This window comes from Leifsonia sp. HAY1-4F, from assembly GCF_056755275.1.
On sequence record NZ_JBNDHX010000113.1, the window covers coordinates 1 to 11,686 of the forward strand.

10 protein-coding genes are annotated in these 11,686 nt (G+C 67.4%); 8 read left to right on the forward strand and 2 right to left on the reverse strand.

Going from position 1 to position 11,686, the window contains the following annotated elements; genetic code table 11:
• Nucleotides 1–745: glycosyl hydrolase family 65 domain-containing protein (locus ACPYOG_RS16645; RefSeq protein ID WP_481295279.1), on the forward strand; the 745-nt coding region annotated here is incomplete at its 5' end.
• Between the two features lie 35 nt (nt 746–780).
• Here the strand turns inward: ACPYOG_RS16645 and ACPYOG_RS16650 are convergent.
• Nucleotides 781–1,254, reverse strand: coding sequence for a VOC family protein (locus ACPYOG_RS16650; RefSeq protein WP_481295280.1), 474 nt, complete (start codon nt 1,252–1,254; stop codon nt 781–783).
• Nucleotides 1,255–1,883: 629 nt separating this feature from the next.
• Here ACPYOG_RS16650 and ACPYOG_RS16655 point away from each other — a divergent pair.
• From ACPYOG_RS16655 to ACPYOG_RS16680, 6 genes are all read left to right on the forward strand, one after another.
• Nucleotides 1,884–3,503 (forward strand): DUF5597 domain-containing protein, encoded by a 1,620-nt coding sequence (locus ACPYOG_RS16655; protein ID WP_481295281.1) that lies wholly within the window; start codon nt 1,884–1,886, stop codon nt 3,501–3,503.
• Between the two features lie 125 nt (nt 3,504–3,628).
• Nucleotides 3,629–5,122, forward strand: a complete 1,494-nt coding sequence (locus ACPYOG_RS16660; RefSeq protein ID WP_481295282.1) for an MFS transporter — start codon at nt 3,629–3,631, stop codon at nt 5,120–5,122.
• A 17-nt stretch (nt 5,123–5,139) separates the two neighbouring features.
• Nucleotides 5,140–6,747: a GMC oxidoreductase gene (locus ACPYOG_RS16665; protein WP_481295283.1), complete on the forward strand. Its 1,608-nt coding sequence runs from the start codon at nt 5,140–5,142 to the stop codon at nt 6,745–6,747.
• 30 nt (nt 6,748–6,777) lie between these two features.
• Entirely contained in the window at nt 6,778–7,179 is a 402-nt protein-coding gene (locus ACPYOG_RS16670; RefSeq protein ID WP_481295284.1) for a C-glycoside deglycosidase beta subunit domain-containing protein, read from the forward strand.
• Nucleotides 7,176–8,114, forward strand: coding sequence for a sugar phosphate isomerase/epimerase family protein (locus tag ACPYOG_RS16675; RefSeq protein WP_481295285.1), 939 nt, complete (start codon nt 7,176–7,178; stop codon nt 8,112–8,114). The genes ACPYOG_RS16670 and ACPYOG_RS16675 overlap by 4 nt, the downstream gene beginning before the upstream one ends.
• 3 nt (nt 8,115–8,117) lie before the next feature.
• Nucleotides 8,118–9,599 (forward strand): C-glycoside deglycosidase beta subunit domain-containing protein, encoded by a 1,482-nt coding sequence (locus ACPYOG_RS16680; RefSeq protein WP_481295286.1) that lies wholly within the window; start codon nt 8,118–8,120, stop codon nt 9,597–9,599.
• A 414-nt stretch (nt 9,600–10,013) separates the two neighbouring features.
• Here the strand turns inward: ACPYOG_RS16680 and ACPYOG_RS16685 are convergent, their stop codons facing one another.
• The gene (locus ACPYOG_RS16685) at nt 10,014–10,949 is read right to left on the reverse strand and encodes a LysR family transcriptional regulator (RefSeq protein ID WP_481295287.1); all 936 of its coding nucleotides are present in this window, start codon (nt 10,947–10,949) and stop codon (nt 10,014–10,016) included.
• Between the two features lie 231 nt (nt 10,950–11,180).
• Here ACPYOG_RS16685 and ACPYOG_RS16690 point away from each other — a divergent pair.
• A partial coding sequence (locus ACPYOG_RS16690) for an ABC transporter substrate-binding protein (RefSeq protein ID WP_481295288.1) occupies nt 11,181–11,686 on the forward strand: 506 nt, incomplete at its 3' end.

The window sequence follows — 11,686 nt, forward strand, 5'->3', positions numbered from 1 at the left end:
GGACATGTTCATTCCGTACGACGAGGTGCTAGGTGTCCATATGCAGGCCGAGGGCTTCACCGGATATCAGGTGTGGGACTTCGACACCACAACAGCTGAGCAATACCCGCTGCTGCTGCACTTCCCTTATTTCGATCTCTACCGCAAGCAGGTGGTCAAGCAGGCCGATCTGGTACTGGCGATGCAGCTTCGTCCTGAAGCGTTCACGGCCGAGCAGAAGGCCCGTAACTTCGCCTACTACGAGGCGCTGACCGTGCGCGATTCATCGTTGTCTGCATCCGTACAGGCGGTGATCGCCGCCGAAGTCGGACACCTAGGTCTGGCGGAAGACTACCTGGCCGAGGCTGCGCTGATGGACTTGGACGACCTGGCACATAATACGAGGAGCGGCGTGCATCTGGCATCGCTGGCGGGAGTCTGGACCGCGCTGGTGGCGGGTTTCGGAGGGATGCGTCACACCGAGGGCGCGCTCAGCTTCCGGCCTCGCCTTCCCACTGGGCTCACCCGCCTCGCGTTCGGGTTGCTGCTATCCGGCCGAACCCTGCGTGTGGAAGTCACACATGCGAGTGCGAAATACTCCATCGATTGTGGCGAGCCGATACAGATCGTCCATCATGATCAGGCGATCACCGTGTTAGCCGGGGAACCGGTCATCTGCTCAATTCCGGGCACGCCTGCCGTTGGCGTCCGTCCGACTCAACCAGCGGGTCGAACTCCGCAACGCCACCGTCCGACCGGATTGTGAGGACCAGGATGTTGTTTTGGTGCGAATGGTGACTATTACCAGGCGTAGATCCGCCGCAGGATGCCATGTCGTGGTGCCTGATCTGGGCCTGGGAAGGTGATCACGACTGGAACATTGTCTGGTCCCCGGCCCTCGACCATCCGGAACCCATCGACCGTCGTGCTGGTGACCTGGGGCGATTGCGCTTTTAGAACCCGCTCGCATCGTTGAAGGTCGTCTTCGCTTTCGGCAGTCCACACGAGGTATTGAATGCCGATCGCACCAATTGGGTGCTGAGCCCGCTTTCCCATGCTGCGCAGATACAACTGATAGCCGTCTGGGCTGACGAGAAGTGCGGCCTCCTCGGTGCGAGCGGTCGTCTCGAATCCGAGAAGTTCCTGATAGAAGACCACTGACCGCCCCAGGTCGGCCACGAACATCACGGCAGATGCCAACGTAAGATGTGGCCGCTGCGTTCGGTTGTCGACAGGCTCGCTTGCATTCATACCTGGGCCTCCAAGAGTTTTCATGCGGCTGCAACCATGTGGCGCGCGGAGATGCCGGCAGTGTTCGCGAGTTCCGCGGTTGTCCCGACATTGGCAGCGCTGTTGACGTCGAGTGTCGTGAAGTTGTTAGCATCCGCGCCTCGAGTGCCTCCGTCAGAGGGCAGTCGACGCAGCCCTTAGAGATCCGCCTCCTCGGGCACTGGTTGTTGCGGTTGTGTTCGTCCAAAAAAGCCGTTCGCCATCTCACCTGAATGGTAGCTCGGACTAGAGTCCGAGGTATGTCGAAGCTCACGGAAAAGGTCAAGTCGCTCCTCGGCCGACCTTGGCCAGTGACCAAAGAGGACGCCGCCAGGATTGAGAATTGGGTAAACGAGGGTGGCGCCGTCGACCCCGAAGGTCCGCCACCGGTCATGGGCGAAGAGGGCGAGACGAGGGCGCCCTAAATAGGGTCTACGAACAAGCGCGGTGAATGGATCGTCCAGGTGCTCGGCGCGTAGTACAGCGCCGAGCAGTTGATGATCTCCGTGGCCGAGACGGATTCGGCTTCCACTTCCACGCCTGTGTAAGCGTCGACGTTACTCGCCGATCGTTCGTATAGTCAAGAATCGAGTAACTTAGGCAGCTTTGACGCGGAAGTCTGCGATACTCGGAAAATGGACACCGCGGTCACCAAGAACTCCTCGCTCATCGTCGACAGTCGGCCCTTCCTCGCCATCGGCGGCGAGTTGCACAATTCGAGCTCGTCGGACCCCGCGTACCTGGCCGCGGAGTGGCACCGGCTCGCCGGCGTCGGCATCAACACGGTCCTGGTGTCGGTCGCCTGGGCAGAAATCGAACGAACCGAGGGCGACTTCGACTTCCGTGTCGTGGATGAACTGGTCCGGCAGGCGCGCGGTGTCGGACTCAAGCTCGGCGTGATCTGGTTCGGCGCGTTCAAGAACGCACTGTCGACCTACGCGCCCACCTGGGTGCGCGCCGACACCGCGCGGTTTCCGCGAGCGGTGCTGCAGGAAGAGCCGCTGCCGACGCCGTTCAGCTACGCGGGATCGATGGCGAAGCCTGCCCTCTCCGTGTTCTCGCCCGAGCTCGTCGCGGCGGACGCGCGGGCCTTCGCGGCCTTCGCGGGGCATCTGACGGCCATCGATGACGCCGAGACCGTGATCATGATCCAGGTCGAGAACGAGATCGGCCTCCTCGGCTCGGCCCGCGACCACTCCACGCCGGGTCTCGCCGCGTGGAATGCCGCCGTGCCGGACCTGCTGGTGGAGCTCGCGCGGAAGGACGTCGACGCGCTCCCCGCCGGGATTGGTGAGGCTGTGCTCGCGGCACCCGCCGGGGCGGCGTGGTCGCAGCTCACTGGGAACGCCGACGACATTCAGGAGACGTTCATGGCGTGGGCGTTCGCATCGTACGTCGAGAGGATCGCGGCTCCCGTGCGCTCGTCGACGCGCATCCCGTTCTTCGCGAACGCCTGGCTCGGTCCGCAGCCCGGTCAAGACAAGCCGGGCCAGTACCCGAGCGGAGGGCCGACCGCACGGATGCTCGGACTGTGGCAGACGGTGGCGCCGTCGCTCGACTGGCTGTCGCCTGACATCTACATCGATGACGCCCGCGCGGTGCTCGAGGCGTATGCGCGGCGCGGGAACCCGCTTTTCGTCCCGGAGTCGCGCTTTTCCGCCGGTGATCTGTTCCTCGCCGTCGGGGCGCTGGACGCGATCGGCTACTGCGCATTCGGGCTGGAGGACGGCCGGGAGGGCGCCCTCTTCTTCGAGGCGGCCCGGAGCCTGCTGGCGTTGGCGGACCGCATCCTGGAGCAGCGCCCCCTCGGGAACGTCTGGGGGTTCGCGCTGGGAGCCCAGGACGAATCCGCGTCGCATCGCTTCGGCGACCTCACCCTCACTGTGCGCAACGGGCCCGCCTTGTTCGCCCGAATGCTCCTGGATGTCGGCGTGCAACTCCCTGAGCCCGAGCTGTCGCCGTCGGAGACGAGGCCCGGCGCCATCCAGTCCCCCGGGGATGACCGTCCATTCGGCATCGTGATCCGCACGGGGCCGGACCGGTTCATCGTCGCGGGCCAGGCGGCGCTGTTCGACTTCGCCGCGGACGATACGACGGTCGAGATCGACGAGGTGCGCGAGCTCGTGCTCGACGGAGGGGAGCTGCGGCTGGCCCGGTTCCTCAATGGTGACGAGCGCCTAGCGATCGTGCCGCAGCGCGGGATCGGCATCGCCGAGGTCACGTTGCTCCGGGATCCGACCGAAACGACCACTTAGGTTGAAAAAATACCTAAGATTGTCGTAGACTGACCATGACGCCGGGGCCCCGGCCCGTTCCTCACCGTGACGTTGCGGAGAGGGCACAAACCGTCGCGTCGATCACCCGATCGTTCGGGTTTCGCATGCCGCTCTCGCCACTCAGGTTCCGCCTCCTCGTCACCTCCCTCCTCGCCGTGTCCTTCCTCGGCGCCCTCGACAACACTGTCGTCAGCACGGCCATCGCGACCGTCGCCGGCCAGCTCGGCGCGCTCGAGCACATGAGTTGGATCGTCGTCGGGTACACGCTCGCCAGCACCGTTCTGCTGCCCGTTCTCGGCAAGCTCGGGGACCGGATCGGGCCGCGCGCCGTGTTCCTCAGCTCGGTCGCCGTGTTCATCCTTAGCTCGGTCGCGTGCGGCTTCGCGAACGGAATCGTCTGGCTTATCGTCGCGCGCGTGATCCAGGGGATGAGCTCGGCCGGCCTCCAGCTGATGTCGCAGACGATCATCGCCGAGGTGACAACGCCGCGGCAGCGGCCGAAGTTCATGGCGATCATCGGCGCGGCCTTCCCGATCGCGATCCTCATCGGGCCGGTGCTGGGCGGCATCATCACGGACACCTGGGGCTGGCCGTGGGTGTTCTGGATCAACGCCCCCGTCGGCATCCTCGCGTTCGCGCTCGCGATCGTGGCCATCCCGCACATCGAACCGGGGCGGATCGGGAGGTTCGACGTCGTCGGCGCGATCGCCCTGACGATCGGCCTGGTCGCGCTCGTTCTGGCCGTGTCCTGGGTGGGCGACAGCGCGCAGGCGGTCGCCACGACCGTCGCGTTCGTGATCGCAGCCGTCGCCCTCGTCGTCTTCTTCGTCATCGAACTGCGGGTCGAGGAGCCGTTGGTGCCCCTCAGCCACTTCCGCGATCGCACGGTCGCTGCCGGCACGGTCATCTCGGCCATCGTCGGCATCGGCCTGTTCTCGATCACGTCGTATCTGCCGACCTACTTCCAGATGGCGTACCGCACGAGCGCCACGGTCTCAGGGCTCGTGCCGATCGCGACGGTGTTCGGGATGCTGGTGACCAACCTCGCGACCGGCTGGCTGGTGAGCCGCACCGGCCACTACCGCGTCTACCCGCTCATCGGCACGGTGCTCGGCGCCGCAGGCCTCGGCGCGATGGCGCTGCTCCCTGTCGGTGCACCGCTGTGGGCGCCCGCGGCCGCGATGGCCGTTGTCGGACTCGGGACCGGCGCCTTCATGAGCCTCATCGTCGCGGTCGTCCAGAGCGCCGTGCCGCGTGCGGAGACCGGCACGATCACCGCGAGCGTGAACCTGGTGAGGCAGGTCGGGGCGACCGTGGTGACCGCCCTCATCGGCGGCATCATCGGTGCGAGCGTCGTAGCCATGCTCCCGACCGGCCTCCACGCGGACACGCTGACGCCCGCCATCGTCCATGCCCAAAGCCCCGCGATCCAGCAGCAGGTCGCCCAGGTTTACCAGAGCGTGTTCGTCCCGATCTTCGTGGCGCTTGCCCTCACCTATCTCGTCGGAGTCGTGGCGTCGATCCTGCTGCCGAACCGGCGCCTGTCCGATGACACCGACCCGCTGCGCGCGGTATCGACCGCGTCCATCCCCGCCTGAGCGACCAGGAGACCCTCATGACCCTCACCCCGACCCACACCATCGCCGTCGTCGGCAGTGGTCCCATCGGATCCGTCTACGCCCGGCTGCTGCTCGAAGCGCTCCCCGACGCGCGCGTCGTCATGTTCGAGGCGGGCCCGCAGCTGACCGCCATCGCCGGCGAGAACGTGCGCAACATCCCCGACCCGGATGAGAAGGAGCGGGCTCGCGAGCTGTCGCAGGGTCCGCAGGCCGGGGCGTTCCGCGAGTCCCTCGGCATCCCCTCGTCCGTCGTCGTCGAGGGGATGTTCACCGCGCGCGGCGGGACGCATCTCCTCGATTACGGCGGCGAGGGCTCGGCGCACGCGTCCAGCTTCCCTGCGGGGGCCGCGTCCACCAACGTGGGGGGGATGGGCGCCCACTGGACGTGCGCGACGCCGAGCCCGTCGTTCAGCGAGCGCATCCCGTTCATCGCGGACCCGGAATGGGAAGAGCTGATCGCGGAGGCGTCGCGGCTCCTGCACGTGCAGACATCGGCCTTCGCAGACTCGGAGATCGGCGGGGCCATCCGGTCGCTGCTGGCCGAGGAGTTCGGCTCCGAGCTGCCCGACGGCTACGGGCCGTCGACTCTGCCTGTCTCCGGCGATCCCCAGCCTGACGGCACCATGCGCTGGGCCGGAGCCGACGTGGTGCTCGGGCCGCTGCTCGAGGCCGGGACCGACCTCTCGGAGCGATTCGAGCTGCGGGACCTCTCCCTGGTGCGCCGGGTCGAGCACTCCGACAGCCGGGTGACCGGGGTCGTGGTCGAGGACCTCCGCAACCACGAGGTCTACACGTTCGACGCAGACCTCGTGATCGTTGCCGCCGACGCCTTCCGCTCCCCGCAGCTGCTGTGGGCGTCCGGGATCCGTCCGCGAGCTCTCGGGCACTACCTGACAGAGCATCCAGTCGTGATCTCCACGGTCGCCCTCGATGCTGAGAGCATGGGCCGCTTCGCGACGGAGGAGGAGCTGGATGCGGAGCTCGCCCGCAGGGCGACCAACCCGGCCGATCCGGTCGCGGCCGTCAACCGCATCCCCTTCTCGGAACCGGGTCACCCGTTCTCGCTGCAGGTGATGTACGCGGAGAGGCCGCCGTTCCAGCTGGACCCTGCGCATCCGGCGGCCGGCAACCGCTGGGGGTACGTCAACATGGGCTACGGGATGCGCAAGCAGCCGCGGTACGACGACGGCGTGACCTTCGACGACGACGAATTCGACTATCGCGGGTTCCCCAACATGACCGTCTCGTACGAGCTCACCGACGGGGAGCAGCGCGAGATCGCCGAGGCCACCGAGCGCCTGCGGCGCGCCGGTAACGCCCTCGGTACGTTCGTCGCCGAGCCCCGGCTGCTGCCGAACGGCTCCAGCCTGCACTACCAGGGAACCATGCGCCTGGGCGAGGAGGACGACGGCACCTCGGTCGCCGATCCGTACTCGCGCGTGTGGGGCTACGAGAACCTCGTGGTCGGCGGAAACGCCCTCATCCCGACGGCCACGAGCATGAATCCCACCCTCATGAGCGTCGCGATCGCCGTGCGCGGGGCGCGTGAGGCCGCCGCGCAGCTGGCCGCGGCGACGAGCGCATCCGCAGACGCCCGCAACTGACAGCCATACATCGATCCGAAGGAGAATCCGATGCTCGAAGAACAACTGATACAGACGGCGGGGTTCCGCAACGTCGGCCCGCACGGCGCGCCCACCGGATTCCAGCTCCGCGTGCGCAGCCCGTACTACCGCGGGCTCTGGGCGAACCTCATCGAGAAGCCGACGGTGACCGTCGACGGTGAGCGCTTCGACGGCGACACCATCCGCTGGACCCTACCGGCCGGCGAGTTCTCGTTCGAGGAGCTGCAGCAGGCCGCCGACGCCCGCTGGCCTCTCGGCCACGCTGCCGTGCTGACCGTGCCCCGCGCCGGCGGCCTCGCCAGCGGCATCCACGACGTCAGCCTGGAGCTGCGGCTCCGGATGTCGTACATCCCGGAGGAGCTCCAGCCCTCGATTTGGACCGCAACGCGGAAAGCGGTGATCGTCAAGTGAGCGATCGAAATGGGACCACGGACGACCTTCCCTTCCGCCTCGGCGTCTCGCTGTACAGCTACACCGACGACATCGGCGTCACCATGACCGTCGAGGACTGCATCGCCGACGTCGCCGACCTCGGCGCCAGCGGCCTCGAGATCCTCGGCGAGGGTCACATCCAGGACTACCCGAGCCCGTCCAACGCGTGGATCGACGCGTGGTTCGCGCGCAACGAGGGCCTGGGACTGACGCCGACCCTGTACGGGTCGTGGATCGACACTCGCCGCTTCCCGGGCCGCGGAATGACCGCCGCCGAGGGCGCGCAGCAGCTGGAGCTCGACCTCCGGCTCGCCTCGACCCTCGGTTTCTCGTTCGTGCGCCCCAAGATCGGCGTGATCTCCGAGGACCTCCTGGTCGACCCGATCTGGCAGGAGGCCGTGGAGCGCAACCTGCAGCTGGCCGCCGACCTCGGCATCGTGATCTGCCCGGAGATCCACTGGCCGACCGTCATCAAATCGCCGGTCGTGGAGGAGTACCTGGAGTTCAAGGAGCGCACCGGCTCCGAGCACTTCGGCCTCCTGATTGACACCGGCGTCTTCGAGCTGTCGTCGTACCCGAGGCGGGGAGGCAGCGCCTCCTTCCGCATGGGCGACGGCTCGGCCCGCCCGCCGGTGGTTCCGTTCGTGCCGGTGTCCGACCTGGCCGACGTGATGGAGCACACCGTCTACTTCCAGGCCAAGTTCTACGAGGTGGACGACGACCTCGTCGACCACTACATCCCATGGCGGGACATCATCGACGTGGTCGTCGACTGCGGCTACACCGGCTGGCTGTCGAGCGAGTACGAGGGCCACCACGAGCCGTACCGCGCGCCCGACCAGCTCCGGCGGCAGCACACCCTCATCCGCACCATCGCCGCAGAACGTGCAGCGGCGCACCCAGACAGGAACTGAACCATGCCCAATGGACTCGTCGACGACGCGAGCCTGCGCGTCCACCCGGAGGGCGTCGCCCTCGCCCTGACCATCCCCTGGTACCGCAGCCTGTGGCTGTCCTCCGTCACCACCCTCCGGCTGACGTTCGACGGCGTCCAGGTGCCGGAGGAGGACCTGACCTTCGAGCTGGACGGCGTCCGCTATAGTATCGCCGACCTCCCGCAGCAGAGCGACGTGCTCTGGTACCTGCAGTCGCATCCACTGCTCATCGTGCGGCGTGAGCCGGCTGTGCGGCTCGGCGAAACGCACGAGGTCGAGCTGCACGGGGAGCTGCGGCTGCCCTACATGCAGATCCGGCCGGGGGAGGGTGGCGGCCCCGGGCTCTACGTCCCGAACATCGTGCACCAGCACCTGACGCTCACGGCGACCGACCACGATGCCGAGCCGCCCGTGCTCGTGACGGATGTTCCCCCGGCGCCGGAGACGACCGACGCCGACCCGTTCCAGCTGGGGCTGACGCTCTACTCGGCCAGCGCTGAGTTCCGCGCCGGCTGGTTCGACTTCGACGGGCTGCTCGACCGCGTCGCCGAGCTCGGCATCGGCCCGGGGATCGAGATCGTCGCCTCCCAGGTGCTGCCGACGTATCCGGTCGTCTCCGACGAGTTCGTGACGACCTGGCGGGAGGCCTTCGACCGGCACGGCTTCGACGCCAGCTCGTTCGGAGCCAACCTCGACATGGGCAAGCGGCGCGACCGCGACATGACGCCCGACGAGGAGTTCGAGGTCAGCGAACTGCTGTTCCGCGGCGCCAAGAAGCTCGGCTTCCCGCTGGTGCGCATCCAGTCGGCGAAGCCCGACCTGCTGCGCCGCCTGCTGCCGGTCGCCGAAGACCTCGATCTCGAGCTCGCCTACGAGATCCACGCACCGATGGGTCCGAACGCGCCCGAGATCGTCAAGGTGCGGGACCTCTACGCCGAACTCGACTCCCCGCTGCTCGGCTTCGTCGCCGACTTCTCGTCGACGATGCACAGCATGTCGCCGACCCTGCTGCGCGCGGTGCGCCGGGCGGGCCTGGGAGATGAGGAGGTGCAGCGGCTCCAGGAGATCTGGGCGACCGACGCGTCGATGCGCGAGCGCCAGGAGGAGTTCATCGGCTACCTGAACAGCCGTGGGTTCGACCCGGGCCGGCTCGGTTCGCTCGCTCACCTGGCGTTCAACATGCACGGGCACGTCGACCCGCACGAGTGGGCGGACATCATGCCGCAGATCCTCCACGTGCACGCCAAGTTCTACGACATCGACGAGACCGGCCAGGAGCCCGCCATCGACTACCCGGAGCTGGTGAGGATCTTCGTCGAGGGCGGCTACCGCGGCTACTGGTCGAGCGAGTGGGAGGGTCACGCGTTCGCCGAGCTGGGGGAGGTCGACCCGCTCGTGCTCGTGCGTAAGCAGCATGACCTGATCCGGGCGAGCATGCGTTCGCTGCAGCCGGCGGCACGCTAGGCCCGCGATGACCGACACCCAACCGGACCTTCGCGCGCTGCCGCTACCGGACGCCATCGCGTGGCTGCGCGAGCACGGCGAGCCGGCCGACCGCCGGCGCCGTCGGATGACGTGCTCGCCGCCCAGCGGTATGCCCGGACCCGCAGCGCGAACCTGCTGGGGAGGCGTTCGCCGCCCGCCTCTCGGCAGCCGGACGCGACACCACCCTCTACGTCGAGCCGGACGCGGATCACGCCCACATCGACGAGCCGTCGCACCCCGGCGCGGCGTGCACCCTGGCCGCGATCAGCGAGTGGATTGGGGAGCGCCGGTATGCCCTCGTCGCATCCGCAGATTCGTCACGAATGTCGCTTCTCACGCCATGAAACCGCCCCCAAACCGCACATTCGTGACGAATGCGGGGGGCCGCCTCGCTCAGGTGTGCTCGCCCGCGGCGACGATGCGGCCGGCTTCCTCGAAGAGCGAGCGCATCCACGTGTGCTCCGGGTCGTGCGTGTGGACGGGATGCCACCACAGGGCGTTGACGATGGGGGTCGGCGGGAACGGGAGCTGGACGACGCGCACCGCGGCGGCGCGTTTGGCCAGCGGCACCAGAGCCGAGTGGATGATGCCCACGCGGTTCGTGCCCGCGATGAAATGCGGAATGGCCAGGAAGCTCTCCACCACGACCTCGACGTCGGGCTCGATCCCGAGCTGCTGCACCTGCCGTTCCGCAGAGGTGAACGCGGAGCGCGACTGATAGTTCATGACCCAGGGAAGCTGCGACAGCTCCTCACGCGACAAGAGGTCTCCGACCTGGTCGTTCGACTCGGCGACGATCGCGACCCAGTCGTCCTGCCACAGGTCGACGAACGGCAGCTCGGTGAGGAATCCGTGCGGGATGACCATCCCGTCCACCGATCGGAGGCGATTCGCGGCATCCTCGACCACCGTCGGGTTGTGGAGCATGAACCGGAAGTGAACCCCGGGGGCCTGCGCGGCGGCCAGCTCCGAGACGACGCGTCCGATGGTGGTGAACCCGTAATCGGATCCGAAGATCGAGAACTGGCGCACCGACTCGGACGGGTCCCAGGTCGCCTGACTCTCGAAGACCCGGCGCGCCGCCTCCAGCGCGATCGTCGTGTGGTCGGCGAGCCGCAGGGCAAGGGGCGTCAGCTCGTAGGCGTTGCCGCGCCGCGCGAGGATCGGATCCCCGAAGTGCACTCGAAGTCTCGACAGCGAGGCGCTCAGCGCGGGCTGGCTGAGCCGCAACCGCTCGGCGGCACGGGTCACACTGCGCTCGGTGAGGAGGGCGTCGAGCGCGATCAACAGGTTGAGATCGAGCCGCGACATCAGCGGGGAATCGGTCACGACGGTGTGATCCTTCCTGCCCGGAGGTGGGCGTCTTCACTATAACGAGGCGACCCGCCAGGGGCGTGGGCCGCCGCGCACCGATCGGGTATTGACCCAGCTTATGTCTGGGATAAGCAGAAGTAGCGTTGTTTATCTGCCTTAGCGCTGCGAAACTCGAATCGCCCCCAGAGGAGACAGCGACACAGCCGCCGCCTCACCGACAACGAAGTCTAAAAAGAGGTCAATCCGATGAAGCACACACGCAGGAGCCGCACCAGCCGGCTTGCCTGGCTCGCCATCCCCGTCGCCGCAGGGCTTACGCTCGCGGGCTGCTCCAGCAGCGGTTCCACCGGCAAGGAGCCGCAGACGATCACCTTCGCCTACGGCGCCACGAACGACCAGGACAAGGCCGCCTACGACGGCCTCGCCAAGGCGTTCGAGGCCGAGAACAAGGGGGTCACGATCACGACCCAGAACCTTCCCGTCCAGAGCTACGGCACGACGATCGCGACGCGGGTCCAGGGCGGCAACGCCCCCGACACGTTCTTCGCCGAGGGCGGCACCGGCCAGGCCCAGTCGATCCTCCCGTGGGCGAAGTCCGGACTCGTGCTCCCGCTCAACGACGCGTCGATCACCAAGAACATGCCCGACTCCGCCAAGAACCTCTACACCTACAACGGCAAGATCTACGGCGTGCCCCTCGGCACCCAGCTGAACGGTGTCATCTACAACGACGAGCTCGCTCAGTCCATCGG